The organism is Denitrificimonas caeni (assembly GCF_905120345.1).
GTDB classification, from domain to species: Bacteria; Pseudomonadota; Gammaproteobacteria; order Pseudomonadales; family Pseudomonadaceae; genus Denitrificimonas; species Denitrificimonas caeni_A.
On sequence record NZ_CAJHOA010000002.1, the window covers coordinates 408,368 to 433,787 of the forward strand.

At 48.5% G+C, this 25,420-nt stretch carries 24 protein-coding genes and 1 tRNA gene; 12 read left to right on the forward strand and 13 right to left on the reverse strand.

Annotated elements, in window-relative coordinates:
* Window positions 1-3 precede the first annotated feature (3 nt).
* Window positions 4-99: transfer RNA gene (locus tag JYJ62_RS05515), tRNA-Sec, on the forward strand.
* A 26-nt stretch (window positions 100-125) separates the two neighbouring features.
* On the opposite strand, the gene JYJ62_RS05520 is transcribed toward JYJ62_RS05515, so the two are convergent.
* Together JYJ62_RS05520 and JYJ62_RS05525 are read right to left on the reverse strand one after the other, a co-directional pair.
* A complete protein-coding gene (locus JYJ62_RS05520; RefSeq protein WP_205341193.1) occupies window positions 126-593 on the reverse strand; it encodes a glycine cleavage system protein H in 468 nt (155 codons plus the stop codon).
* The gene (locus JYJ62_RS05525; RefSeq protein WP_205341194.1) at window positions 590-976 is read right to left on the reverse strand and encodes a DsrE family protein; all 387 of its coding nucleotides are present in this window, start codon (window positions 974-976) and stop codon (window positions 590-592) included. Before JYJ62_RS05525 ends, JYJ62_RS05520 begins: the two co-directional genes overlap by 4 nt.
* A gap of 396 nt (window positions 977-1,372) precedes the next feature.
* Between JYJ62_RS05525 and leuS the strand changes: the two genes are divergently transcribed.
* From leuS to JYJ62_RS05550, 5 genes are all read left to right on the forward strand, one after another.
* On the forward strand, window positions 1,373-3,991 hold the full coding sequence (gene leuS, locus JYJ62_RS05530) for a leucine--tRNA ligase (protein ID WP_205341195.1): 2,619 nt from the start codon (window positions 1,373-1,375) through the stop codon (window positions 3,989-3,991).
* Window positions 3,992-4,056: 65 nt separating this feature from the next.
* Window positions 4,057-4,659: an LPS assembly lipoprotein LptE gene (gene lptE / locus JYJ62_RS05535; protein WP_205341196.1), complete on the forward strand. Its 603-nt coding sequence runs from the start codon at window positions 4,057-4,059 to the stop codon at window positions 4,657-4,659.
* A 42-nt stretch (window positions 4,660-4,701) separates the two neighbouring features.
* Window positions 4,702-5,733 carry a DNA polymerase III subunit delta gene (gene holA, locus JYJ62_RS05540; protein WP_205341197.1) on the forward strand — a complete coding sequence of 344 codons (1,032 nt, stop codon included), beginning with the start codon at window positions 4,702-4,704 and terminating at the stop codon, window positions 5,731-5,733.
* A 222-nt stretch (window positions 5,734-5,955) separates the two neighbouring features.
* On the forward strand, window positions 5,956-6,498 hold the full coding sequence (gene xrtH, locus JYJ62_RS05545; protein WP_205341198.1) for an exosortase H: 543 nt from the start codon (window positions 5,956-5,958) through the stop codon (window positions 6,496-6,498).
* A gap of 17 nt (window positions 6,499-6,515) precedes the next feature.
* The gene (locus JYJ62_RS05550) at window positions 6,516-7,100 is read left to right on the forward strand and encodes an exosortase H-associated membrane protein (protein ID WP_205341199.1); all 585 of its coding nucleotides are present in this window, start codon (window positions 6,516-6,518) and stop codon (window positions 7,098-7,100) included.
* 369 nt (window positions 7,101-7,469) lie between these two features.
* Here JYJ62_RS05550 and JYJ62_RS05555 read toward each other — a convergent pair whose 3' ends face one another.
* Window positions 7,470-8,504: an IPTL-CTERM sorting domain-containing protein gene (locus tag JYJ62_RS05555; RefSeq protein WP_205341200.1), complete on the reverse strand. Its 1,035-nt coding sequence runs from the start codon at window positions 8,502-8,504 to the stop codon at window positions 7,470-7,472.
* 719 nt (window positions 8,505-9,223) lie between these two features.
* On the opposite strand from JYJ62_RS05555, the gene rsmA reads away from it, so the two are divergent.
* The 5 genes from rsmA to JYJ62_RS05580 all read left to right on the forward strand — a co-directional run bounded on the left by rsmA (window position 9,224) and on the right by JYJ62_RS05580 (window position 12,177).
* The gene (gene rsmA, locus JYJ62_RS05560) at window positions 9,224-10,036 is read left to right on the forward strand and encodes a 16S rRNA (adenine(1518)-N(6)/adenine(1519)-N(6))-dimethyltransferase RsmA (RefSeq protein ID WP_205341201.1); all 813 of its coding nucleotides are present in this window, start codon (window positions 9,224-9,226) and stop codon (window positions 10,034-10,036) included.
* A gap of 8 nt (window positions 10,037-10,044) precedes the next feature.
* On the forward strand, window positions 10,045-10,425 hold the full coding sequence (gene apaG / locus JYJ62_RS05565; RefSeq protein ID WP_205341202.1) for a Co2+/Mg2+ efflux protein ApaG: 381 nt from the start codon (window positions 10,045-10,047) through the stop codon (window positions 10,423-10,425).
* Entirely contained in the window at window positions 10,425-11,246 is an 822-nt protein-coding gene (locus tag JYJ62_RS05570) for a symmetrical bis(5'-nucleosyl)-tetraphosphatase (protein WP_205341203.1), read from the forward strand. Before apaG ends, JYJ62_RS05570 begins: the two co-directional genes overlap by 1 nt.
* Window positions 11,247-11,270: 24 nt before the next feature.
* A complete protein-coding gene (gene glpE / locus JYJ62_RS05575; protein ID WP_205341204.1) occupies window positions 11,271-11,597 on the forward strand; it encodes a thiosulfate sulfurtransferase GlpE in 327 nt (108 codons plus the stop codon).
* A gap of 154 nt (window positions 11,598-11,751) precedes the next feature.
* Window positions 11,752-12,177: an OsmC family protein gene (locus tag JYJ62_RS05580; RefSeq protein WP_205341205.1), complete on the forward strand. Its 426-nt coding sequence runs from the start codon at window positions 11,752-11,754 to the stop codon at window positions 12,175-12,177.
* 68 nt (window positions 12,178-12,245) lie between these two features.
* On the opposite strand, the gene JYJ62_RS05585 is transcribed toward JYJ62_RS05580, so the two are convergent.
* Both JYJ62_RS05585 and JYJ62_RS05590 read right to left on the reverse strand, forming a co-directional pair.
* Window positions 12,246-12,464, reverse strand: a complete 219-nt coding sequence (locus JYJ62_RS05585) for a hypothetical protein (RefSeq protein ID WP_205341206.1) — start codon at window positions 12,462-12,464, stop codon at window positions 12,246-12,248.
* 320 nt (window positions 12,465-12,784) lie between these two features.
* Window positions 12,785-13,858 (reverse strand): endonuclease/exonuclease/phosphatase family protein, encoded by a 1,074-nt coding sequence (locus JYJ62_RS05590; protein WP_205341207.1) that lies wholly within the window; start codon window positions 13,856-13,858, stop codon window positions 12,785-12,787.
* A gap of 222 nt (window positions 13,859-14,080) precedes the next feature.
* On the opposite strand from JYJ62_RS05590, the gene hrpB reads away from it, so the two are divergent.
* Window positions 14,081-16,567, forward strand: coding sequence for an ATP-dependent helicase HrpB (hrpB, locus tag JYJ62_RS05595; RefSeq protein WP_205341208.1), 2,487 nt, complete (start codon window positions 14,081-14,083; stop codon window positions 16,565-16,567).
* 10 nt (window positions 16,568-16,577) lie between these two features.
* Here hrpB and JYJ62_RS05600 read toward each other — a convergent pair whose 3' ends face one another.
* From JYJ62_RS05600 to arsH, 8 genes are all read right to left on the reverse strand, one after another.
* Window positions 16,578-17,741 carry a hypothetical protein gene (locus JYJ62_RS05600; protein WP_205341209.1) on the reverse strand — a complete coding sequence of 388 codons (1,164 nt, stop codon included), beginning with the start codon at window positions 17,739-17,741 and terminating at the stop codon, window positions 16,578-16,580.
* Between the two features lie 106 nt (window positions 17,742-17,847).
* On the reverse strand, window positions 17,848-18,858 hold the full coding sequence (locus JYJ62_RS05605; protein ID WP_205341210.1) for a YcjF family protein: 1,011 nt from the start codon (window positions 18,856-18,858) through the stop codon (window positions 17,848-17,850).
* Window positions 18,855-20,261, reverse strand: a complete 1,407-nt coding sequence (locus tag JYJ62_RS05610; RefSeq protein WP_205341211.1) for a YcjX family protein — start codon at window positions 20,259-20,261, stop codon at window positions 18,855-18,857. The genes JYJ62_RS05605 and JYJ62_RS05610 overlap by 4 nt, the downstream gene beginning before the upstream one ends.
* Before the next feature lie 232 nt (window positions 20,262-20,493).
* A complete protein-coding gene (locus JYJ62_RS05615; protein WP_205341212.1) occupies window positions 20,494-20,901 on the reverse strand; it encodes a DUF3592 domain-containing protein in 408 nt (135 codons plus the stop codon).
* A gap of 133 nt (window positions 20,902-21,034) precedes the next feature.
* Window positions 21,035-21,583, reverse strand: a complete 549-nt coding sequence (locus tag JYJ62_RS05620; protein WP_205341213.1) for a glutathione peroxidase — start codon at window positions 21,581-21,583, stop codon at window positions 21,035-21,037.
* Window positions 21,584-21,838: 255 nt separating this feature from the next.
* A complete protein-coding gene (locus tag JYJ62_RS05625; protein ID WP_205341214.1) occupies window positions 21,839-24,034 on the reverse strand; it encodes an OsmC domain/YcaO domain-containing protein in 2,196 nt (731 codons plus the stop codon).
* A 108-nt stretch (window positions 24,035-24,142) separates the two neighbouring features.
* Window positions 24,143-24,565: a hypothetical protein gene (locus JYJ62_RS05630; protein ID WP_232365721.1), complete on the reverse strand. Its 423-nt coding sequence runs from the start codon at window positions 24,563-24,565 to the stop codon at window positions 24,143-24,145.
* A gap of 133 nt (window positions 24,566-24,698) precedes the next feature.
* Window positions 24,699-25,412, reverse strand: coding sequence for an arsenical resistance protein ArsH (gene arsH, locus JYJ62_RS05635; protein WP_205341216.1), 714 nt, complete (start codon window positions 25,410-25,412; stop codon window positions 24,699-24,701).
* Window positions 25,413-25,420: the final 8 nt, after the last annotated feature.

The following is a 25,420-nucleotide window of genomic DNA, read 5'->3' on the forward strand; positions in this document are numbered from 1 at the left end:
TACGGAGGGCAATCACATCCGGTGGTGTGGCCGGACTTCAAATCCGGTTGGGGACGGCAGCCGTTCCTAGGTGGGTTCGACTCCCACTGCCCTCCGCCACTTCGCACTGCCGAGTTGTTTTCTGCTTAGTTTTTCAACTTCAGCGCCTGAACACTTTCATCACTCGGATCGAAACCGTCTTGTTGCGCTTGCTCAGCAAAGGCTGCCAACACCTTTTCGCCGCGCAGCAAATACAATCGAGCGCTTTCCCAGTCGTCGGGGCGTAGGCGAATCATCCAACCTTCACCATAACAATCTCGGTTGATCAGCGCCGGACGCCGCAACAGCTGCTCGTTGTACGCCACCACCGTACCAGCAATGGGGCTTTTTGCCGACGCGGCCGCCTTAGCAAACTCGACCACGCCCAAGCTACGATCAACATCGATATGTAAGCCCACCCGCTTAGGGGTGAAGGCGAAGATATCACCAAACAAAGCCACACCGTAATCGGTCAACCCCAGCGTCACTTCACCGTTGCTTTCCTCACGCAGCCACATACTGTGCTCGGGGGCATACCAAAGCGCATCGGGAAAAGTCATGCCATCGAGTATCATAATGAAAGCACCTTTTCGTATTCAAGAATCATAGTCGCCAGTTCGCCGCCGCTACCAAAGTCGTCCACTTCATCAATCAACACCTGCTCTTCAAGATGTGTTTGCCCCAGCCTCGGTGGTTTACGGCACAAGAGTAGGCGCACGCCCATCTGCTTAGCTTGGCGAATAAAATGCAGGACTGACGCACCATTGGCTTCAGGAAACACCGACTCAGCAACACCGGGGTATGCAAAGTCAGCGGCTTCCCCCGTCAGATAGAGGGTTACCTCGGCATCCATACAAGCGAGCAGCGTGGCGATATGAAAAGGCGCAGCGCAGCGTGCTGGTGTGCTCGGACCGCTTGTCACCAGAATCAAAACGCGCTGAGGCGAGGCTACAGTCAAGACGACCTCCAATATGAACGGTTCGAGGAAAATATATCAGACTCAAAGCTGGAGTTATTGAACCAAGTTGTGCACCGCACGTAGCGATAATCCAGCATAGATAAAACCCTCTGGCAATGCCAGCATTCTGACTTTTGCAGTGCTGGGTCATGTGTATAACCGCAAACCATACTGGTTATAGAGCGCGCAAATTTTTAATAATAACAGTATTTACCTGATAAATTTACCGGCCTAAAAACGTGGTTTATACTGTGACACCTCGCTCTAAATGGACGGCCGTCACTGTGATTCGTTAGCCTGAATGCGCCTGCCTCATGTATGCTAAGCAAATATTTTTAATTGATGCGCTGCGGCGTATCGTCCTTATGACTTTCTTGACGATAACCACATAAAATCATGTACGAACAGTATCAGCCTCGCGACATTGAAGCCGCCGCTCAGCGCCATTGGGCCGAGCAAAAATCCTTTGAAGTGACCGAGCAAGCCGGTAAAGAAACCTTTTACTGCTTATCGATGTTCCCTTACCCCAGCGGCCGCCTGCATATGGGCCACGTGCGCAACTACACCATTGGTGATGTGATTGCCCGTTACCAGCGCATGCTCGGTAAAAACGTGCTGCAGCCGATGGGTTGGGATGCCTTTGGTATGCCAGCAGAAAACGCGGCGATTCAACATAAAGTTGCGCCAGCGGCCTGGACCTACGAAAACATGGCCTATATGAAGGCGCAGTTTACCCAGTTGGGCTTAGCCATTGATTGGTCGCGCGAGATTACCACCTGCAAACCTGACTACTACCGTTGGGAGCAATGGCTGTTCACTCAGTTATACAAAAAAGGCATCATTTACAAAAAAGTTGGCACAGTTAACTGGGACCCAGTCGACCAAACCGTATTGGCTAACGAGCAAGTGATTGACGGTCGTGGTTGGCGTTCGGATGCGCTGGTAGAAAAGCGCGAAATCCCCATGTACTACTTCAAAATTACCGCCTATGCCGACGAACTGCTGACCAGTCTCGATGATATGCACGGCTGGCCTGAGCAAGTTAAAACCATGCAACGTAACTGGATCGGCAAAAGCTTCGGCGCCGATATCCTCTTTGATTACGATGTGGAATCAGTCGGTACTGAAGGCCAACTCAAGGTCTACACCACCCGTCCAGACACGCTTATGGGTGCGACTTATGTTGCCGTGGCTGCTGAGCATCCATTGGCGCAACGTGCTGCAGCCAATAACGCAGAACTCACCGCCTTTATTGCCGAGTGCAAAGGCGGCTCTGTGGCCGAAGCCGATATGGCGACCATGGAGAAAAAAGGTCTACCGACCGGCCAGTTTGTGCTTCACCCATTGACCGGTGACAAACTGCCGGTTTATATCGCCAACTATGTGCTGTGGGGCTACGGCGAAGGCGCGGTAATGGCTGTACCGGCTCACGATGAGCGCGATTTTGCTTTCGCTAATACCTACCATTTACCGATTCAGCAAGTATTTGCCTCAAACAACACTGATAACAGTTTTGATGCGCGTAAGTGGAATGATTGGTACGCCGACAAAGCCAACGTTAGCACCATCAATAGCGGCAAATATGATGGTCTAAGCGTACAAGAGGCCTTTGACGGTATTGTCGCTGATCTTGAAGCCAAGCAACACGGTGAGCGTAAAACACAATTCCGTCTGCGTGACTGGGGCATCAGCCGTCAGCGTTATTGGGGTTGTCCGATTCCGATTGTGCATTGCCCCAGCTGTGGCGATGTCGCTGTCCCTGAAGAGCAACTACCCGTAGTCTTACCTGAAAACGTCATTCCTGATGGTTCAGGTAATCCACTGAATAAAATGCCAGAGTTTTATCAGTGCAAATGCCCAACCTGTGGTGCTGACGCCCGTCGTGAAACCGATACCATGGACACCTTTGTTGAGTCCTCTTGGTACTACGCACGCTACGCATCACCGCATTACGAAGGTGGCTTAGTCGAAAAATCCGCGGCGGATCATTGGTTACCGGTTGACCAATATATCGGTGGTATCGAGCACGCTATTTTACACCTGTTGTATGCCCGCTTCTTCCATAAACTGATGCGTGACGAAGGTTTAGTCAACAGCAATGAGCCGTTCACCAACCTGCTGACGCAAGGCATGGTGATTGCCGAAACCTACTACCGCATCCAGCCTAATGGCGGGCGCCAATGGTTTAACCCTGATCAAGTCACGGTAGAATCTGACAGCAAAGGTAAAGCGCTATCGGCGACATTGATCAGCGATGGTCAGCCGGTGGTGATTGGCGGCATTGAGAAAATGTCCAAATCAAAAAACAATGGCGTTGATCCACAAATCATGATCGACGAGTACGGCGCTGACACCTGCCGCTTATTTATGATGTTTGCTGCGCCACCTGATATGAGTCTGGAATGGTCTGATTCTGGTATTGAAGGCTCAAGCCGCTTTATGAAGCGGGTTTGGCGTTTAGCTTACAAACATATCAACGCAGGCAGCCACGACGGTTTGGACATTGCCGCTTTAACTGATGCGCAAAAAGAAATTCGTCGCTCAATCCATGCGGTGATTAAGCATGCAAGCAACGACGTTGGCCAACACCAAAAATTCAACACCGCCATCGCGCAAGTGATGACACTGATGAACGTACTGGAAAAAGCTCCTGTCGCAACAGCACAAGATCGCGCGTTACTGCATGAAGGTTTAGAAACCGTTGTGTTGTTACTGGCGCCGATCACTCCGCATATTTGTCATGCGTTATGGCAGCAACTGGGTCATAGCGACTTGGTGATTGATGCCGCTTGGCCACAAGCCGATGACAGTGCTCTAGTACAAGACACCTTAAGCATTGTGATTCAGGTCAATGGTAAATTGCGTGGACATATTGATGTACCCGCCACCGCTAGCCGTGAAGAAATTGAAGCGGCGGCACGCGCTAATGACAATGTCTTGCGCTATGTCGATGGTTTAACTATTCGAAAAGTGATTGTTGTTCCGAACAAGTTGGTTAATATTGTTGCTAACTGATTGAGTTATATTTTTTACTCACACCTGTCTAACCTCACAACGAGGTTAGACATAGAGGATACACCATGCTGAAACGCTCTCTTACCGTACTGGGTCTGGCTTTTTTACTGACCGCATGCGGCTTCAATTTACGCGGTACCGGCACCACACAAATGGCGCTGACCGAACTCGACTTTGCTGCCCGTGATGCATTCAGCACACTCAGCAAACAGGTTAAAGAAAGTCTGGCTCACAATAAAGTATCAGTTTCCAGCAGTGCACCTTTCACTCTCTACTTAGGTCTTGAAGAAAACAGCAAGCGCACCGCTAGTTTCACCGCTGGTACGCGCAGTGCCGAGTACACACTGACCAGCGCTGTCAGCTATGAGTTGCGCTCTGGCAACTTGCCGGCACTGTTGAAAGACAGTGTTGAAGTGCAGCGTACCTATGCTCATAACCAAGACAATGTCACCGGCTCAGGCCAAGAAGAAGTATTGTTGCGTGAAGAAATGCGTCGTGATTTAGTCATGCAACTGATGATGCGCCTGCAAGCTGTCACGCCTGCTCAATTGCAAGACTTACAGCAACAAACACAACGTCGTCAGGATGCTGAAATACAAGCTCGTGAAGCGGCAATTCGCGCACAGCAGTTCGATGAGCCACAACAATCACCGATCTCTTTCCCATAGAGCGCTAGGGTCTTGTGCAAATAAGACCCTGCCCCTTGTCCTATGCGCATTTATCCTGAAAAACTCAATGGCCAACTCAAACAAGCCCTGCTGCCTATTTACTTAGTCAGTAGCGACGAGCCATTACTGGCACAAGAAGCCAGCGATGTGATTCGTAGCGCCTGCCGCCAAGCTGACTACAGCGAACGCCAAGTGTTTCATGTTGAGCGTGGCTTCGATTGGAATATCATTCGCGAAGCCAATGCCAGCCTCTCGCTATTTGCCGAAAAACGCTTACTGGAATTGCGCATTAACTCAGGTAAACCGGGCGACCAAGGCAGCATCGTATTACAGGAATACTTAGCACGTCCCGCTGAAGATACGGTGCTAGTGATCAATGTGCCGCGTCTCGATAGCAGCACGTTAAAGACCAAGTGGGCCAAGGCATTAATAGACAGTCCACTGTGCGGCTTTGTACAACTGCCCAGTGTCACTATTGAGCAATTACCCAGTTGGATTAATCAGCGTCTGGCACAACAAGGCCTGAGTGCTGATCCCGCCGCCATTGATTTAATCGTCGCGCGCACCGAAGGCAATCTGCTCGCTGCGGTGCAAGAAATTGAAAAGCTTAAATTACTCAGCAACGCCACCCATCTTGATTTAGAGACCATCCAAGCCAGCATCGCGGATAGCGCGCGCTATGATGTCTTTGGCTTAGTCGATGCCGCACTCGAGGGCGATACCGAGCGCAGCTTGCGGATGCTGGCTGGTTTGCGCAGTGAAGGTGTCGACATTCCGATTATCCTTTGGGCAGTGGCGCGTGATATTCGTCAATTGGCCGCGTTAGCTCAGCAACTCAATCAAGGTACCAGTCTCGATCGCGCGCTCTCAAAAGTCTGGCCTGCCGCACGTAAACCACTGTTCAGCAAAGCGCTGAAACGTCTATCTGGCACACAATGGCAGTTGCTACTCAAAGACGCACAACTGATCGACGAGCAAAGCAAAGGTCAAACCATTGGTGATGCCTGGGTGGGTATGGCTTCAATACTGCTGAAGATGTCAGGCTCACGGTTACCTATTTTCCAGCATCAGTAACCGATAGAGTTAAGTTTAGCGCGCCAGCCACTCTCGATGAGCCAGAAATCTTTATCTGTTAGCACGGCCATTGCTGCCAAAGTGCGACGGCTTTAACAATCATGAGCTTTTCTAATTCTTGCCGATTCCATATTATTAATACGGGTGATAGTATCGAAACCCCTATAATCATTTCGCTTTGCTAGACAAGCCGTATAGCAATAATTTCAGGCTTCCTACTCAATGTTTCGATTCTTTATTCTCTTTGTTGTCATCCTGGTTGCGCTGTTCGCGGCCGAATTGACGCCACCTGTGCAAAACGCCATCGTCCTACCATGGACCGAAGCGCTAGCCAGAATAAGTGCCAGCCTAATCATGCTTTTCGATTCAAACGTTATCGCCTACGGCAAGATTCTGCAGAGTACGAGCAACGGTTTCGCAGTGTCCATCGAAGCAGGATGTAACGGCATAGAAGCGGCCATTGTCCTTATTGCCGCCATGCTCGCTTTCCCTGCGCCGTGGAAGCACCGCGTAATCGGCATTCTGTCCGGTCTATTAGCAGTGCAGCTGTTGAATGTGGTGCGAGTGATTAGCCTTTTTTACCTTGGCCAGTGGAGTTTAGAGGTCTTCAACTGGGCGCATCTGTATCTATGGCAGGCTCTCATCATGCTCGACGTACTGATTGTCTGGCTCGTCTGGATTCGGATGCTACCAGCGCCCTCATCCTCATCTGGCACACCTCCTCCACCGGCAGACACCAGAATGCAACAAGCGACAGCCCCATGACGGTGGTACGCACTAGCATGACACTCGGGAAGCTTGCTCTACGCACCCTGCTATGGTTTCCACTGTGTCTCGCAGCTTGGTATTTCAGCGCACCTTATCACGTGGCCATCGCTGGCGAGCTCGCGCACCTGCTATTGAACGGGTTACAACCCGGGATGGTGTCTGCGCTGGAGCAAACAGGAACTGATCTAGCATTCGTAACCAACCTCAAAGTACAAGTCGACGCTGGACGGACCGGCTTGCTGGTACCGGAAGTGAATCCCCTGCTCTACACTTACGGTCTGGCGTTTTTTGTCGCACTGATGCTTGCTGCGAACACGCAGTGGTGGAAAATTCTAGCCGGTGCAATTGCGCTTCTACCTTTCCAAAGCTGGGGTATTGTTTTCGACTTATTGATGCAAGTCGGCATCAAACTCGGCCCTGATATTGCAGCGCAGGCTGGTATCTTCGGATGGCACTTAGAGGCCATCGCACTCAGCTACCAAATCGGCAATCTGATTTTCCCCACGCTTATACCTGTCGTGTTATGGACCAGCTTTAACCGGCTCTTTATTAAGAGCTTGCTAGGCTCACAAGCGCACAATACCTCTACCCAACCCTGATGACCCTAGCATCCAAGGATGCACTTTGGCGTGTCCGACAGGTTAGGATATGATTTTGGTTCGTCCATACACTGAGTCTGATGCGTCATATCTTATTCGCGCTGAGTGCTTACTTTTACAGCGAGACGTACCTTGCCTAGTGTACTGAGTGCCGTATTACTGTCGGGTCAATGAGGCTGACTCGAGATCGCCAACCAGCACTGACAGCTGAACGTCTTTACGTACTGCCAACCGTTGCTCAAAAGTGCATCATCAATTCTGTCAGGCTTACGCAAAAACGGAGCCTGTGCTTTGGCACAGGCTCCGTTGTTTTGTCAATGCTGCTAATCTTTTCTTACGTTACTGGCGAATCAGCAGACACTAACGGTCTTACAGGTAATTTCTGCGGCGCTGCAAGGTGAAGGCGCCCCAAATAGCCAGCAGACTCGCCAGTAGGATCATGCCCCACTCAGAAAGAGTAGGAATAGAGGCTGGCTGAATCGACGGAACCACTGCTCCGTTAACACAGGTAATCGATACATTGGTGATGTTAACGTTCGATGTGCCACTGCCATTCATAACAGTGCATGTCTGTCCGACTGGCTGAGTAAAGACGGTCACGGCGTATGCTGAATTGTTTGGTATAGATGTGCCGAACGTCAAGCCGCCATTGGCCGCTACCGTCAGATCATTTGCACCATTCAATCTCAGTACAACGTTCAAACCTGCACCAAGTCCAGAAATCGTTCCGCTGACTGAATACGAGCCAACGACAGGCGCATCGAACAACGCTTGCACTGCGTTCGCCAGAATCTGTGCTCCGTCTGCAGCAGGCAAGCCGTCAGGAATAAACCCAAGCCGCATGGTACGACCCGAGTTACCAAAAACCGCACATGAGCCAATTGGAAAGTCACAGCGTGATTCCGCACTGCCTGTCGGCTGGAGTGCTTGCGAGTAAATGCTCCAGCCAGCATTTGTCAGAGTAAATGGATTTATTGCTACCCCGTTCGCCAGACCCGTGGCAATACCTAACGCGTTAATGGTGGCTACGGTTTGATTATCGTTGTTCAGATCCGTGACCTCGGTTGCCGCATCGATAATCGCATTCGGGTACCAGTCATTCAGTACTACCTTGCCACCCGCGGTAATATAGTCTGCGATTGGTGTCGCCCACGTTGCAGAGTAATTGTAATTGTTTTCTGAGATGACTACTAAATCCCACGGGCCGCCTGCAAGCTGAGTCACAAGATCACTCGCGTCAACAGCGGTTGTCACTGTATCGCCGCGTGTCGCAAAAGCCTGCACCCAATAATCAGTGCCAATATAGCTATCAAAGTAATATAAAACGTTCGCTGCTTGAGCACTAGAGGCCAAACACATCACTGACAGAAGTACGCCGGAACAAAATCTTTTAAACCCAATCATTTTTTATTTTTCCTTCAGTAAAAATGGATTACCTTCCTACTAGGGCCTATCCGATATGTTGTGTCGTCGACAGGAAGGTAAGAGTACAAGTTAGTCTTGAATACCCTTGTGGTGCAGCCAGGTCGTACAGCACTCTCTTACATCGTAACCATTGACTTTTTTGTGGACCATACAATTAGCGATACGTATGGTCAACGACACTTGCGACGCGTCTATAAGCACTCAGATCGATACTGTGACGCAAAATGTGACCAGTTAGGCATTTTGTGACTCTCGTTATAATGGCTGCAGCCAGCCCTAGCGCGGCTTCTGCCGATTACAGGTGGGATCGTATGCTCGGAGACTGCTCCAGTATGGTGATTAGCACAAAGTTTCAGATTTGTGAGCAAAGTCACAATCAAAATCTCAGCGCTGGATACGCTGGATTTTGAGAAGGCGCGGCGCACATACTAGGCTTAATCAGTGCACCAGCTCATTGCGTGCTCGTTATTATCACTGCAGTCATTCATCAGAAAACAACAAAACAGCACGTCCTCAAATTTAGAGCCTGTCACACGGTGAAGTCCGCCATCCACGCCACCACAGTCGAGCATGGCATCCTTACCAGCATAAAGATGCTTGGCTTCGGCCTTACCTATTTTTCAGCATCAGCCATCGATATAGGCGAAGCGCGGCTGGTTTTTTGCTAAACTAGTCTGCTTGTTAATTGGAGCAGCCGAATGTCGGATATCTATCAGCACCGCGCCCGTAAGCGTTTTGGTCAAAACTTCTTGCACGACACAGGCGTGATTGATCGCATCATTCGTGCTATCTCCCCTCGTGAAGGCGATCGTCTGCTAGAAATTGGTCCAGGCCAAGGTGCGCTGACCGACAGCTTAGTCAGCAGCGCTGCCAAGCTCGACGTGATCGAAATCGACCGTGACTTAGTCGAAATATTGAAAGATAAATTTGCTTTGTCGAAGAACTTTACCTTGCATGAAGGTGATGCGCTAAAATTTGACTTTACCCGTTTAGAGGCAGCACCGAGCAGCCTGCGCGTGGTCGGCAACCTACCCTACAATATTTCCACACCACTGATTTTCCACCTGCTCAACAACGCCCATTTAGTCCGCGACATGCACTTTATGCTACAAAAAGAAGTGGTACAACGCATGGCTGCGAAGCCTGGTGGTGGTGATTGGGGGCGTTTATCGATTATGGTGCAGTACCATTGCCGTGTTGAGCACTTATTTAATGTAGGTCCAGGCTCGTTTAGCCCGCCACCTAAAGTTGATTCAGCAATCGTACGTTTAACCCCCTATGCCGAACTGCCACATCCAGCTAAAGATGCCCGCGCATTGGATCGTATTGTTCGCGAAGCCTTTAATCAGCGTCGTAAAACCTTACGTAATACATTAAAAAATGTCTTATCCAACGAAGAAATCGAAGCCGCTGCTGTGGATGGCAGTTTACGTCCCGAACAATTAGATATTGCTGCGTTTGTGCGCTTAGCTGATCAACTGTCTGAGCAGCAAGCAGCAGAATTACTTTGAGAAACACTATGACTGATCTGTGCGACACCATTGATATCAGTGTGAATACTCGCTACTTGGCTGAGCATTCACACCCAGAAGACAACCGCTATGTATTTGCTTATGACATCACCATTCGCAATAACGGCGACGAATCTGCACAGCTATTAAGCCGACATTGGATCATTACCGATGGCGATGGCAAAACCCAAGAAGTACGCGGCTCAGGCGTAGTCGGTGAACAACCGGTGATTGATGCCAATGATGAATTCAGTTACAGCAGCGGCACTTTAATGGCCACTGCAGTCGGCAGTATGCAAGGCAGCTTCACCATGAAAACACCCGATGGTGAAGAGTTTGATGCCCCGATTGCGCCCTTTAGCTTAGCCGTTCCGGGAGTTTTGCATTAATGGCGACCTATGCCGTTGGTGACGTACAAGGCTGTCTCGAGCCTCTAAAATGCTTACTGGATCGGGTTAATTTTGACCCCAGCCAAGATACTCTTTGGCTGGTCGGGGATTTGGTCAACCGTGGTCCGCAATCCTTAGCGACGCTACGTTTTCTCTATTCAATGCGTGATTCCGTGGTCAGCGTGCTAGGCAACCATGACTTGCACTTGCTAGCGATTGCCAACCACACCGCCCGTCTAAAAAAGAAAGACACCTTACGTGAGGTGTTAAATGCGCCAGACTGTGCCGACTTGTTGTTTTGGCTACGCCAGCTACCGCTGATGCACCACGATGCCGAACGCCAGATCAGTATGGTGCATGCCGGTATTCCACCACAGTGGAGCATTACCGAGGCGCTAGCGCACGCAGAAGAAATGCACCGTGTGCTGCGTGATGACAGCTTATTTATCCCTTACTTAGATGGTATGTACGGCGATCAGCCAACTGTTTGGAGTGATACTCTGACCGGCATTGAACGTTTACGGGTGATCACTAACTACTTCACCCGCATGCGGTTTTGTAGTGCTACAGGTGTACTCGACTTCAATGCAAAAGAAGGCATTGACACGGCACCCAGCGGCTTTGCACCCTGGTTCAGTCACCCAGAGCGTTTAACTAAGAACGACACTATTTTATTTGGCCACTGGGCAGCTCTCGAAGGCCGCTGCCCCGCACCCAACACCATTGCGCTAGATACCGGCTGCGTCTGGGGTGGAAAATTATCGCTGTATAATATCGACACGCAACATTTTGAACGTTGCGCTTGCCCGCCAGCTAAATAATCACTGCTATTGCACGAGGACCTTATGGACGCTTTTAAACGCATTAACGTGACACAAGCTCAACAACTCTGTGCCGATGGTGCGGTAATGGTTGATATTCGTGACCATGAGAGTTTTGCCGGTGGCCACCCAGTCGGTGCAATCCATCTCGATAACCAGTCTTTAGCTGAGTTTATCGCCCAAGCAGACCTGGACGTACCCACCATTGTTATCTGCTATCACGGTCATTCCAGTCAAAGTGCAGCGGCGTATTTACACAGTCAAGACTTTAGTGATCTGTACAGCATGGATGGTGGTTTTGAAGAGTGGCGGCATGCCTTGCCGGAGTTGGTTGAGCGTAGCGCTGAGTAAAGTCTCGCTTGTACCTTGACTGCGTGATCTAGCAACAGCAAACCTAGATTGGGGTTGCCAGATGAACCTAACATTGCTTTGCGTTGTCCCAACAAGACCAGGAAGCCAGCCATCAGGCCAGCTTTTTCTGGATAATCTGAAGAGAGGACACGTCATGAAAAAGACTGCATCAGCCCACTGGGAAGGCGACCTTAAGCAAGGCAAAGGTACGATCTCAACCCAGAGCGGCGCTCTGAAAGAAAACCCTTACGGCTTCAATACGCGCTTTGAAGATGCCCCCGGCACCAATCCAGAAGAGTTGATCGGCGCGGCACATGCTGGCTGTTTCTCGATGGCTTTTTCCATGCTGCTAGGCGAGGAAAACTTTACTCCGGACAGTATCGATACTAAAGCCACGGTCACGTTGGAAAAACAGGATGATGGTTTTACCATTACTGCCGTGCATTTGCAGATGCAGGCGCGCATTCCAGGTATTGATCAGGCCAAGTTCGAAGAAATAGCAGGCAAAGCCAAAAGTGGCTGTCCTGTATCCAAGCTGCTCAATGCAGATATCACGCTGGACGCCACGCTGCAAAGCTAAAGTATAAAGGGTGCCTGGATGTAGGCACCCTATTTGTTCAATACGCTTAGCCAACAACCATCATTGCCCTATCTCTTGTTGCCCATAACAAGCAATAGGCCACCAGCAAAGATTGCCGCAATGCCGGCCCACATCGGAATGTTAACGGTTTCTTTTTCTTTTGCCGTCAGCTCAACAGAGCCCAACTTGACCACTGTTGTGTCTTTTGTGTAGCTAAATCCGCCATAAGCAAGACCAAGCGTACCAGCGATAATCAAAGCGATTGCCATCATTCTAACTGTATTCATGTCATAACTTCCTTGGTTATATGTTCAAACCTCAGCGCCGAAGGTATCTGGGTGAACGCATTTCAACTCATTAAAGCATGGTTTGATCTGCCTGTAACACTAACAATTCTATGCGCTGCATAAGTAGCTTTTTAGCCATCCACTCTGATCTGTCAAAGAGGCATAAACCTCCAGTAATTTGCACCCTATCAGTAACGCCCAATAAGCTCGTTTTTATGCCGCTCAAGCCATAGTTTCGATTTCCCATAACCCAATGATTATTTTTATGCGTCACTCAGAGTTAGATAACGTTTAAGAGTCCACCCCCCCTAACCCCGTGCTTAACCTGGCACATCATCCTTACTCACGCTCTTCTCTTGCGATAGTCTTTTTGCCTCAGCCTGTTCTGCACCGTTAGCCGTCAGTCCTTCTTGATTAACAGACTCGTTAGGCGCATAGACCAGAACGCTAAACAGCGAAAAGTGATCAGAGCCAATCGACGGCAAACGTTGTATATTTTTAACCGTAAAGTGCGAGCTATGAAACAGGTGATCCAATGGCCAACGCAAAAAAGGAACGTTTACGTGGAAAGTATTGAACATGCCGCGTCCGACACGCGGGTCAAGTAAGCCGCTAATTTTACGAAAAAGTCGCGTTGTCGCTGACCAAGCAACATCATTTAGGTCACCCGTCACGATCACTGGCTGCTCCGTCTCGGCGACACTACGAGCAATGGTAATTAACTCAGCATCGCGCTCTGCCGACTCAGTGTTTTCAGTCGGACTGGGTGGCGCAGGATGAACAAAATGTACCTGCACGGTATCGCCAGTACGCAGCTGCAAACATAAGTGTATGGACGGAATATCTTTCTCGACCAAATAAGAAATCTTTTCGTTACTAAAGGGCAGACGCGAATAGACGTGCATTCCATAAAGGTTATCGAGAGGGCACTTAACGCTATACGGCATCTCAACTTCCAGCACCTTAAGTTGGTTTTCCCACCATTGATCTGTCTCGAGCGTGACCAAAATATCAGGCTGATAGTCATTCACCAGATCAATCAGCGCTGCGCTATTACGATTTGTTTTGAGCACATTAGCGGTGATGATACTCAGCTGCTTATTCGGGTCAGTCGCACTGGCGGTTTTCACCTCATGTGGCCAAATCAAGGTATAGGGCAACACCCACCATAGTTGCCAAAGAAAACAGAGCGTGGTGGCCGTCATCAACAGCCAAGTCAGCGGCATGTTCAGATCGAGAAAAACAAAATCAACAACCAGTAATAACCCAGCCAACACGGTAATTTGCAGACGCGGGAAATCCATCCCTCTAACAAGCCAATGTGGGTTTTTAGACAACGGCAGTACCGTGCTAATGATGATCAATAGCGTCGCTATGGTAGATATTATTAACATAGTGTTTCCAGTTGCTTATGAGTCAGTATGCACGTTTCTCTGCCATGCAAATTTCGACCAATCAAAATCTATCCTATTGTTTATACTCAGCTTGCAACCTGTTTACAATCGAGCCAATCGCGCGCAGTCAAGGATGTCGTTCAGACAACGCAGGTTTATTAACTTGGGCGGCGCTGTAGTATAAGGTTCTAATACGCACCTCACTTCAGGCCAAACCCAACCGTGCTGCCAATCGACGTCATTCTCCCGCAACTCAAACAAACCCTTGAGCAAGCCACCACGGTATTGCTGCAGGCACCGCCGGGTGCGGGCAAAACCACACGGGTACCGCTGGCGTTACTCGATGCACCTTGGCGCCAAGGTCGTAAGATTTTAATGCTGGAACCGCGGCGTTTGGCGGCGCGTACTGCGGCTACTTTTATGGCGCGGCAGTTAGGCGAAAAAGCAGGGCAAAGCGTCGGTTACCGAACCAAACTGGACAGTCAAATCTCTGCAGCTACGCAGATTGAAGTGGTCACCGAGGGCATTCTCACTCGCCTGATTCAAAGCGATCCGATGCTAGAAGACTACGCCGCGGTATTGTTTGATGAGTTTCATGAGCGCTCACTGCATGCCGATTTAGGGCTGATACTGGTACGCGAATCGCAGCAAGCGTTACGCGAGGATCTACGCCTGCTGATTATGTCAGCCACTTTGGATACCGCGCCGATTGCCAAGATCCTCGGCGATGTACCTATTATTAGCAGTGCAGGTCGCGCTTTTTCGGTGGATGTTTTCTATCGTTCGCTTCCTACGCAAAATCGCAATCGCAGCATTATTGAGCCTATTGTCAGCATCATTCACGAAGCACTGACGCAGCAAGAGGGCTCGCTATTGGTGTTTCTGCCGGGCGCTGGAGAAATCCGTCGAGTCGAAAACCAGTTACACGGACAGGTTGCCAATAATGTGCTGATCGCGCCTTTATACGGCAATCTCAAAACCGACGAACAAGACCGCGCCATTTCCTCACCTGCAGCAGGCATGCGTAAAGTGGTGCTGGCCACCGCGATTGCCGAAACCAGCCTGACCATCGAAGGCGTACGTGTGGTGATTGATAGTGGTCAGCAGCGCCGCGCCGTGTTCGACCCCAATAGCGGCATGACCCGGCTGATGACTGGACGCGTTTCTAAAGCTTCCGCAGAGCAACGCAAAGGCCGCGCTGGACGCATCGAGCCGGGCGTATGTTATCGGCTCTGGAGTGAGTCAGAGCAAGCTGCACTCGCCGAATTTACTCCGCCAGAAATCCAAGAAGCCGATCTCGTTTCACTGGTGTTGGAACTGGCACAGTGGGGTACCCGTGATCCAGCACAGGTGGCGTGGATTGATGCCCCTCCGGCTGCACATTGGAGTCAAGCTACAGATTTGCTACAACTGCTCGGCATGCTCACCAGCGACGGCGCGATTAGCGAACATGGTAAGGCCGCACGCAATCTTGGTATTCATCCGCGTTTGGCCAATATGGTCTTGCGTGGTCGTCAGCTTGGCCTTGGTCAGCCAGCGGCAGAATTGGCCGCGCTTTTGGGTGAACGCGACCTGCTCGGAGCAAGTGCCGGTGCTGATATGCACGAACGGCTACAAGTGCTGCGTGGCGAGTCGAAACAGCATCGAGTTGATCCGGCGCGCTTGCACGCCGTACGTCAAGATGCCAAACGGCTGATGATTAAAAATAATGAGACGGCAAGCATGCCAACAGATACCGAAACCGGTCGTTTGCTAGCATTGGCCTATCCTGATCGAGTTGGCCAGCGCCGATCGGGACAATCCGCTCGTTATCAACTCAGCAATGGCAAAGGTGCATCGCTGCGTGAAGATGACCCGCTGGTGCGCTATGACTGGCTGGTGGCTGCTGATCTGGATGGCAAGACGCGCCAAGCCAGCATTTATCTCGCCGCGCCAGTCAATCTGGCTGATCTAGAGCAAGACTTATCCGCATTGATTACTGAAAGCGAAGAAGCGCTGTGGGACGACAAACGCGGCACTGTTGTAGCGCGTCACGTGCGCAAACTTGGCCAGCTGATTTTGGCCGAGAAAGAGTTAGCCAAACCTGATCCCGCGTTAATTCAACAGGGTCTGCTTAATGCTGTGCGCAAAAAAGGTCTGCACAGTCTCAATTGGTCGGACAACGCAACGCAATGGTGCGCCCGCGTGAACTTACTGGCAAAAGTATTTCCCAACGAATGGCAGGATGTCAGTGACGAAGCATTACTGGCTCGTTTAGAAGACTGGCTGCTGCCCTTTCTCACCGGCATGCACCGCTGGTCTGATCTGAAAAACCTGAATCTGTCCGACGCGCTACACAGCCTGCTGACCTATCAGCAACAACAGCAGCTCAACGCATTGGCACCGACCACGCTGACTATCCCCATCGGTCAGCAGGTGAAGCTCGACTACACCGCGGAAAACGGCCCAGTATTAGCCGCTAAGTTACAGGCACTATTCGGCTGGACCGACACACCGACAGTAGCGGACGGTAAAGTTGCCGTAGTGATTCATCTGCTCTCGCCAGCACAGCGACCATTGGCAGTGACGGCTGACTTGAATAACTTCTGGCGCAATGTGTATCCAGAAGTACGCAAAGATATTCGCGGGCGTTATCCCAAGCATCCATGGCCGGAAGATGCTTTAACCGCGCAAGCACAGCAAGGGGTTAAAAAACGTAATAAATCATAACTGCATACTGCTAAATTTTTTCCATACTACTCGTGATACTGGAAGTCTTTTTAAAATAACGGTAAAGCCATCTGCTAAATGCAGCGAGCATCCGCCAAGGAACCCATATAGCAGCACCAATAATAACAAAAAGAGATAAAATCCATTTTGGTAGCATTAGCAACAATATCGCTAGCAAATGAAATATATCGCCTTTATAGGCCATTTTTGATCCACGGCTTACGCGCTTAGTGAATTTTAATACACCGACCTTATCAAGTAATTTCAACCCATTCTGCCCAAAGGTTGTAGCCAGCTTTATTGTCTCTTTGCCCAGCTTATTTGCTCGCTGCGCTACATCAACAACCACATCACCCCCAACACGATACATCGCTGCACTTTCTGCTCCAAAAGTATCGGCAAACTTTGCCATACGCCGAAGATCAGTAGCATTCTTTGCCTGTCCTAATATTTTAAATCCTCCACGGGTTTTGGCCAGTGTGTTTACATCTGCAAGTAAACCAGTAACAGACGCTAAGCTTTTTGATTGTTTTGCAGTTTTTGCAGCCTTGATCATAGCCTCACCTAACCACGAAGGCATTTTCCCTAACTTTCTAGCAGCTTTTAATGCAATAAGCCCACTTTTAGTAACAGTGGTTCCTGCCACAGCTGGAGCAGCAGCACCGCCTGTCGCAGCAGTCCCCGCTACACTAACCACTTGAGCAGCAGTAGCGACGACTCCAAGAGTTGCCAGAGCAACAAGTACCTGGTCAACGTCCTCACCTTTCGCAAGATTAACGCCCTGTTTAGCCAAGTCACGAATATCGCCAATAACAAAAAAATCAGTTGCCACTCCAGCAGCCTGACCAATTGTTTCATCACTTGTACCAGAGATTAACCCTTCGCCGAGCTTATCCAGCTGATAGCTCCAACTGCTGCGTTTGCTTGAAATTTCCTTATGTAGTTCCTGAGCTTCTGGGTTTTCATTAACATACTCATAGCTCATAAAAAACATTAAATAATCACCAGCCTCTGCATACTTATTATCTTCAAGCATATCCCTAGTTTCTGGTAGAGGATCAATACGGCTTAATGCCAAAATAGAAAGCTTTGTTTGATACCAGAGGATACTAAAAGAAATAACAGCCAAAACTAAAAAAACAAGCTTAAAGGGTAGCTTTATCATTCTGAACATATTTACCCGCTACTTTCCTATTAAATATTTTTATATTCACTAAAATGGTCAAACATGACTAATATGATCAATTATCCATCAATAAAATAAACTATTAGCCTATGCGTTAGAAGTCAGGACGGCATAGCTTTTTAGTAGCATTACCTAAACGTCTTACTCGGTAATAAATCACAGCACCTTTAGCAATACCTTTTCCTGCTTTACCTGCAACACCGGCGCTAAACTCATCAGCTAAAACCTCACTGACAAAATCAATAGAGGTTAACAACAATATATTTTTAATCGTTTCACGCATTAAAATCGCGGACGTAAAAAAGCCGGTGCGAACACCATATAAAGTACCAACTGTTTTAGTCATTCGAATGGCTTGAATAATAATCACAAGCGCGTCTAAAGCTGGGTGAGGCAGAACTGCCACAGCAATTCCTGAAGACTTCGCATATTGCTCGATTTGTTGGTCGACTTCTTTATCGATACCCACCAGCACTGTGTTCTTAAATAAAGACACCAACTCGTCAGTTTCAGAGCGATTTTTCGAAACTTTTACAAAATCCTCATACACATCAGGTTTATCAAGCTTGATGGTTTTTAAAATCCTATGGATATAGTCATTTGCCTGCTCATCACTATAGGTTTCATTAGCAGCCTTATGAATACCCTTGTTTATTTTCTTTATTGCTAAAAAAGCTTTTACCTCACCTGTAATCAAATAAGCCAAAAAGGAGAGGATAGAAAAAAGAAAAATGCTTGTTACTAACCCACCGAATATTGATTCATGCCACTTAGAAATATTCCAATTAACCGCCTCGTACAGCGACCACACAGTAAACGATATCAATACTGTAAAGTAACCAATACGCTTGCCTACGGAAGACTCGCTTTTTGTTTTTAAAGCATATCCTGTCGTGTGTTTTGCGTGCTCTCCAGAATCATCCTGCTCTGTTACCTGCGCTGCCTCGGCTTCTACTTTTCCGGGTTCTCGCTTTTTTTGATTTAAACGTTCAACTGATGGGCTCGCAACAGCCTTAGCATCAGAATCTCCTGAGTGCGTACCAACATCATCAATTGACAAAGCTTCTTCTATAATTTTTTCTGGCTTACGCGGTATATTGCTCATAACACATCATCCCCAATAAGAAACTCGAGTGCTTTGCCTAAATTAATTGCAGGAAACCCCTGGTGAAGAGCATCTGGCATTGCTTGCGGAGCAAACTTATAAAAAACAAAATTCACATCTTCCCAATAAGGAGGCATATCAAGCGGTAAGCCACCCGGATCATATAAAGCACTCTCAGCCTCACCATTTGGCCGGCCTTTTAATATTTCTCTCTTAGGTGCTTGAGTCGTCATAAAGTCACTAGTAGCTTTTACAGAAGACAGCGACATAACTTGGTACTTAGCAACCTTCCCATGCACATTATTTAAATCATCTGCTAAGTAAAGCATTTTACGTAACATTTCTTCTAAGTTTTTACGATCACCACGGATTACATGATCGGATTTAGTCGCAGCAAATAACACGTGCGTTGTCTTGGCAAAACCAAGTTTAGAAAGCACACCACCTTTACTGTAATTAAATTGCTTTAAAACGTCCTGCAACGCATTTGTCATTTCAGAGAAGATCGCTTCACCTTTTTCGAGCGTGCTTAACACATCAACTAAAAAAATCTGCCTATCTATTTTGGCGAAATTTTCTTTATAAAACGGAGTAATGACCTTCTTCTTATATTCTTCATAACGCTTTTGCATTAATTTATATAACGCAGTTTTTTCAAGGCCCTTATCCATAGGCGCAAAACATAGAATAGGCGAACCTTTAAATGCATCAGGTCGCAAATGCCGGCCCGGCTGATTAAGCGTCAAGCCAGTTTCCGCGCATTGCTGTAAGTAGAGAGTCCATGCCTCGGCTAAATCACTGGCTACTTGGCCTGCCTCTAACTCTGCATCAACAGCACTAAGCTGTGTAAAAAAATGGTTACAAAACTTATGCCGTGCGACTGAACGCGCAAGCAGCAAGCTTTTTTCTGACCAATCTGCATAGTTCAAATCTAGCATGGGAAGATCGATCAGCCACTCGCCAGGAAAATCAACCAGTTCAATAATGACTTTGCCTAAACCCAAATCACTCATCCCGGCATTATTAGCTAACCAGCTTGAAACTCCGGAAGACTGCTCGCTATCAATTTCAATAAATAACCTTGAAATACCTGTTGTTGCTTCAGGCCAATGCGTATTGATCCCGAGAAGTGACTCTCGCATTTTACGATAAGGGAACTGGGGTAAATGGCTGTCAATATCTTCTCTAATGCGAGCAGACTTAAAAGCGCCTTTCTCATATACAGAAAACTGCGCTAATGGTCCTGCACCCTTTTCTTTTTGCCAGTTTTTTGCAGTCATTAGTGCATGGGCTAATGATGTGATAAACACAGTTTTTCCTGCGCGCGAGAAGCCTGTTACACCTATAGATATCTTCTTAGTTCCAGAGTCAGCCAAGGTGTTTTTTAATGCCTTTATAATCATTATGCCGTCCCTGCTACTCTTGAGAAAAAACATTAAATTTAACTAACTTTCACACCAAAACTCAAAGACCTATGATTTTATAAGTATTTTATATATCTCAGATACAGAAAAACCTTTCTAAATCATAGGCTTTAATGTTTTTTGCTAACGCAATAAACCAATAAAAGCAGCTCTATACTCTTCAGAATAAATCATTAATATTTAAATATCGCTCATTATATAGCGTGCTTTTTCAGAAAGGTTTGTTGTCTCTACGTCCGAGAATCGAGAGCACCACACCGACAATAAATAAAAACAGTAACGCAGCGAAACTCAGCGTAAGGCCATGACGACCATTCAGCGTGTTGATCAGCGCTGCATGGCGATGGTTAGGATCGACGAGTAGCGGTATCGCATCACCTGATCTAAGCGATCTTAGCCCGCTAATAAGATCAACAATGCCAAATCGAGTTTCAAACTGATAGCGCTGCTCCTGCAACTCATAGCTAATCCTGTAGCCTTTATACACAGTACCGATCACCTGCCCAGTGACAGGCTGCATGTCGGAGTTGCGTGATGATTCCCATGCAAAACTGCCTGCACAGACAAACAATAACAGAATAAAGATCCGCATCATGGCGCCGCGTACCGATGCTTTCATAAAGCCTCGACTTGATTTATTTGCCTCATACTTTCCCAATCAGCAACCCCAAGTTGCACGCCGACTACGACACAACATGGGGCTGACAAACATCGACACGTCACAGACTAGAGTAGATCAGTCAGTTTGACTGCTACAAAACTGACTCGATCGCCTGCGTGACAGACTTGCTCTCAGGATTAACAGTACTGCCGAAAGACTTAACCACGTCACCCTTGTCATTAAGCAGATATTTATTGAAGTTCCAGCGCGGCGCTTTGCTCTGCTGGTTAATGTGCGCAAACACCGGTGTTGCATCAGCGCCGGTAACCGGACCTGGGGCAATCATGGTAAAGGTCACGCCAAAATTCTTGAAGCAAATCGTCGCGGCTTCTTCTTCAGTTTTTGCTTCCTGATTAAAATCATCACTGGCAAAGCCAACCACCACCAAACCTTGCTTGCCATAACGCTCGTGCAAGGCTTCAAGTCCTTTAAACTGCTTAGTAAAACCACAGAAGCTGGCAGTATTCACCACCAGCATCGGCTTACCCGCTGCGAAGTCGCACAAGTTGACGGTGTCTTTAGAATGCAGTTTGGGTAAATCGTGATCAAGAAACGCTGGGCATGGCGCGCTTTCAGCCGCTAACGCCGGCGTAGAACCGAGCGCCATCATTAGCGCAGCACTGAATAGTAATCTCAACATAGCCTGTCTCCTGTTATTTTTCTGATTAGAGTAGAGCACGTTACGCTAGACGGTGATCAACACTTGGTCGTTGCGGTTTTGTCCATTTAAGCACAACTGCAAGAACATCAGGCAATAACATGACTCGTGTTTTAATAGGTATGAGTTATGTACCGCAAAGTTTGATGAGCGCAGACAATCTAGCCTTGCGAAGACAGTAGGGTAAAACCAAAAAAAGGCACTAAAAAAGTGCCTTTTTTGTTGTAACAGAAGCAATCAACCGACGAATCGCGCCCGTGCTGCATGCAGCTTTTTAAAGCTATCCAGCAGACGCAAATGCTTATCCAACCCTTCCAGTTGCATACTGGTCGGCGTTAAACCGAAGAAACGCACAGCGCCAGTCACCGAGCCCAACACCGCATCCATGCGCTCCTCACCAAACATACGACGGAAAACCGGTTCGTAATCGTCCATATCCAGCTCATCATCCAACGCCACTTCCAGCGCGGCGTTCATCGCCTGATAGAACAACTCACGCTCAACGGTGTTGTCGTTAAACTGCAGGAATTCCTCGACCAGTTCCAACGCTTCATCCAGTTGATTCAAGGCGAGATAAATCAACAGCTTCAATTCCTGAATCGTCAACTGCCCCCACACCGTATTATCATCAAACTCCACGCCAATCAAGGTGGTGATATCAGTGTAGTTATCCAGCTCGCTTTCTTCTAAACGCTCGACCAGCGCGGCCAACTGATCATCATCGAGACGGTGCAGATTGAGAATATCTTCACGGAAAAACAGCGCTTTATTGGTGTTATCCCAGATCAGATCATCGATCGGGTACACCTCGGAATAATCCGGCACTAGAATCCGACAGGCGGTCGCACCGAGATGCTCATACACGGCCACGTAAGCTTCTTTGCCCATTTCTTCCAGAAGGCCGAACAGTAGATCAGCTTCCTGTGCATTGGTGTTGTTGCCGCCATCGGTGAAATCCCATTCGACAAAGTCGTAATCTGCTTTCGCGCTAAAGAAACGCCACGACACCACACCGCTGGAATCAATAAAGTGTTCCACCGAGTTGTTCGGCTCAGTCACTGCATGACTCGAAAACGTTGGACGGGCTAAATCATTCAAACCTTCAAAACTGCGACCCTGCAACAGCTCAGTCAGACTGCGCTCCAGCGCCACTTCAAAACTTGGGTGCGCACCAAACGAAGCAAACACACCGCCAGTCCGTGGATTCATCAAAGTGACGTTCATCACCGGGAACTGACCGCCCAACGAAGCATCTTTCACTAACACCGGAAAGCCCTGCTCTTCGAGCGCTTCAATACCCGCCAAAATACTTGGGTACTTGGCCAGCACCTCACGCGGCACGTCTGGTAAGGCCATTTCGCCGGTCAGAATCTCACGTTTCACCGCGCGCTCAAAAATTTCCGACAAGCACTGCACCTGCGCTTCCACCAGCGTATTACCGGCACTCATACCGTTACTAAGGAAGAGGTTTTCAATCAAGTTCGACGGGAAATACACCACCTCACCATCGGACTGACGCACATACGGCAGCGAACAAATACCACGTTCGATATTGCCGGAGTTGGTGTCATACAAATGCGAGCCGCGCAACTCGCCATCCGGGTTGTAAATCTCTAGACAACGCTCGTCGAGAATACCCTTCGGCAGCTCATCCTTTGGACCCGGCTGAAACCACTTTTCATTTGGATAATGCACAAACGCCGCATTGGCGATGTCTTCACCCCAAAACTGATCGTTGTAAAAGAAATTGCAGTTCAGGCGCTCAATAAACTCGCCCAGCGCCGAAGCCAGCGCGCTCTCTTTGGTTGCCCCTTTACCGTTGGTAAAACACATCTGCGAATGCGCATCACGCACATGCAACGACCAGACATTGGGGACAATATTACGCCATGAAGCAACCTCAATCTTCATCCCGAGGCCAGCCAAAATGCCCGACATAGTCGCGATGGTTTGCTCCAGCGGCAGATCTTTACCGGCGATATAAGTGCTAGCACCATCAGCCAGCGAAGTACCCAACAACGCTTGCGCATCAGATTCAAGATTATCCACAATCTCAATCACAAACTCAGGCCCAGTTTGCACCACTTTTTTGACCGTACAACGATCAATAGAGCGCAGAATACCTTGACGGTCTTTGTCAGACATATCCGTCGGTAGCTCAACCTGAATTTTAAAAATCTGTTTGTAGCGGTTTTCCGGATCGACAATATTGTTCTGTGATAAACGGATATTTTCCGTCGGGATATCGCGAGTCTGGCAATACAGCTTTACAAAATAGGCTGCACACAGCGCCGACGAAGCCAGAAAGTAATCAAACGGACCGGGCGCAGAACCCTCGCCCTTGTAACGGATCGGCTGATCAGCCACTACTGTAAAGTCGTCGAACTTGGCTTCAAGACGCAAGTTGTCGAGAAAGTTAACCTTGATTTCCACAGCGAATCACCAGAATACATAGCAAAAGAATAGTCGCTATTATCCAGTATTCTGACTGGATGTGTTGCTAAAAGTAGCGCGCAAACCCATCCCTACCCATTTGTGCAATCAACCAACGACTTTTGTGCACTCAATAAACCATTTAGGCTGCATTGCCTCGAAATCTGTTCGTATATTGCTGGGCAAATAACTGGCTGAATCTAGCACCACGGGTTGTCCATCGACACGCTTAAACACCACCCAATGCCAAAAGTCTTTATCGCCCTCGCGGTGATGCTTAATCGACAACAAGGCTAAATCAGGCAATGCATCCCAAGAGCTAAAGGGTATTTCATCCGCAGAAGTTGCCACCCCTGCACTGGCTAACATGCGCCGCACATACTGCGTATCTGACCACAATGAGGTATCCGCCGCAGCAATCCCCATAGCATTGGCGATGGCTTTCATCTGCGCATAGGTTTTACCGAGAATATTGGCCACTGCGGCAATGCCACAGCCAGTGCTTTCTTCTTGAATGACTGGTTCCAACATTTCATTCACCCTATTCCCAGCAAACTCTACTCGCTCTTTGTGCCGCGACCAGCAATATGATCGGCCAAGGCATAATCCGTTAGTTAATAGTTGTCTCAGCTCTAATTTGATCGCTCTGAGCAAAGCTCATGGATCAAATCGAACGTTGATTAACCCGCTGCGATAATTCTTCTGCTGATTCTTTACGCTCAGAGTACCGATCCACCAGATAATTCTGACGGTCGCGCAGCAACAAGGTGAACTTCACCAGCTCTTCCATCACATCAACCATGCGGTCGTAATAGGGTGACGGCTGCATGCGGTCGTTGTCAGCAAACTCAGTAAAGGCTTTCGGCACTGAAGACTGGTTGGGGATGGTGAACATACGCATCCAACGCCCGAGTGCACGCAGTTGATTGACCACATTAAACGACTGCGAACCACCACAGACCTGCATCACCGCTAAGGTTTTACCTTGGGTCGGACGCACCGCGCCCATGCTCAACGGTACCCAATCAATCTGCGCCTTAAACACCGCACTCATGGAGCCATGCCGCTCTGGCGAACACCAAACCTGACCTTCTGACCATTGCATCAGCTCACGTAACTCAGCCACTTTAGGATGGGTATCTTCAACATCATCCGGTAACGGTAAGCCAGACGGATTAAAGATACGGGTTTCTGCGCCAAAGGTTTCTAACAAACGCGCCGCTTCTTGCACCACTAAACGGCTAAAAGAGCGCTGACGCGTAGAACCGTATAACAATAAAATACGCGGCTTATGCGCAGACTGCTGAGTGGGCTGTAATTGCTCCAGCGTTGGAATGTTTAATGCGTCAGCGCTGATATTGGGTAAATCTTTGTACATAAATCCCT

What these genes read in the sequence shown, in the direction of transcription:
- JYJ62_RS05520 (WP_205341193.1), bottom strand. Translation starts at nt 593, where the DNA reads ATGATACTCGATGGCATGACTTTTCCCGATGCGCTTTGGTATGCCCCC.
- leuS (WP_205341195.1), top strand. Translation starts at nt 1,373, where the DNA reads ATGTACGAACAGTATCAGCCTCGCGACATTGAAGCCGCCGCTCAGCGC.
- lptE (WP_205341196.1), top strand. Translation starts at nt 4,057, where the DNA reads ATGCTGAAACGCTCTCTTACCGTACTGGGTCTGGCTTTTTTACTGACC.
- holA (WP_205341197.1), top strand. Translation starts at nt 4,702, where the DNA reads ATGCGCATTTATCCTGAAAAACTCAATGGCCAACTCAAACAAGCCCTG.
- xrtH (WP_205341198.1), top strand. Translation starts at nt 5,956, where the DNA reads ATGTTTCGATTCTTTATTCTCTTTGTTGTCATCCTGGTTGCGCTGTTC.
- JYJ62_RS05550 (WP_205341199.1), top strand. Translation starts at nt 6,516, where the DNA reads ATGACACTCGGGAAGCTTGCTCTACGCACCCTGCTATGGTTTCCACTG.
- JYJ62_RS05555 (WP_205341200.1), bottom strand. Translation starts at nt 8,504, where the DNA reads ATGATTGGGTTTAAAAGATTTTGTTCCGGCGTACTTCTGTCAGTGATG.
- rsmA (WP_205341201.1), top strand. Translation starts at nt 9,224, where the DNA reads ATGTCGGATATCTATCAGCACCGCGCCCGTAAGCGTTTTGGTCAAAAC.
- apaG (WP_205341202.1), top strand. Translation starts at nt 10,045, where the DNA reads ATGACTGATCTGTGCGACACCATTGATATCAGTGTGAATACTCGCTAC.
- JYJ62_RS05570 (WP_205341203.1), top strand. Translation starts at nt 10,425, where the DNA reads ATGGCGACCTATGCCGTTGGTGACGTACAAGGCTGTCTCGAGCCTCTA.
- glpE (WP_205341204.1), top strand. Translation starts at nt 11,271, where the DNA reads ATGGACGCTTTTAAACGCATTAACGTGACACAAGCTCAACAACTCTGT.
- JYJ62_RS05580 (WP_205341205.1), top strand. Translation starts at nt 11,752, where the DNA reads ATGAAAAAGACTGCATCAGCCCACTGGGAAGGCGACCTTAAGCAAGGC.
- JYJ62_RS05585 (WP_205341206.1), bottom strand. Translation starts at nt 12,464, where the DNA reads ATGAATACAGTTAGAATGATGGCAATCGCTTTGATTATCGCTGGTACG.
- JYJ62_RS05590 (WP_205341207.1), bottom strand. Translation starts at nt 13,858, where the DNA reads ATGTTAATAATATCTACCATAGCGACGCTATTGATCATCATTAGCACG.
- JYJ62_RS05600 (WP_205341209.1), bottom strand. Translation starts at nt 17,741, where the DNA reads ATGTTCAGAATGATAAAGCTACCCTTTAAGCTTGTTTTTTTAGTTTTG.
- JYJ62_RS05605 (WP_205341210.1), bottom strand. Translation starts at nt 18,858, where the DNA reads ATGAGCAATATACCGCGTAAGCCAGAAAAAATTATAGAAGAAGCTTTG.
- JYJ62_RS05610 (WP_205341211.1), bottom strand. Translation starts at nt 20,261, where the DNA reads ATGATTATAAAGGCATTAAAAAACACCTTGGCTGACTCTGGAACTAAG.
- JYJ62_RS05615 (WP_205341212.1), bottom strand. Translation starts at nt 20,901, where the DNA reads ATGAAAGCATCGGTACGCGGCGCCATGATGCGGATCTTTATTCTGTTA.
- JYJ62_RS05620 (WP_205341213.1), bottom strand. Translation starts at nt 21,583, where the DNA reads ATGTTGAGATTACTATTCAGTGCTGCGCTAATGATGGCGCTCGGTTCT.
- JYJ62_RS05630 (WP_232365721.1), bottom strand. Translation starts at nt 24,565, where the DNA reads ATGTTGGAACCAGTCATTCAAGAAGAAAGCACTGGCTGTGGCATTGCC.
- arsH (WP_205341216.1), bottom strand. Translation starts at nt 25,412, where the DNA reads ATGTACAAAGATTTACCCAATATCAGCGCTGACGCATTAAACATTCCA.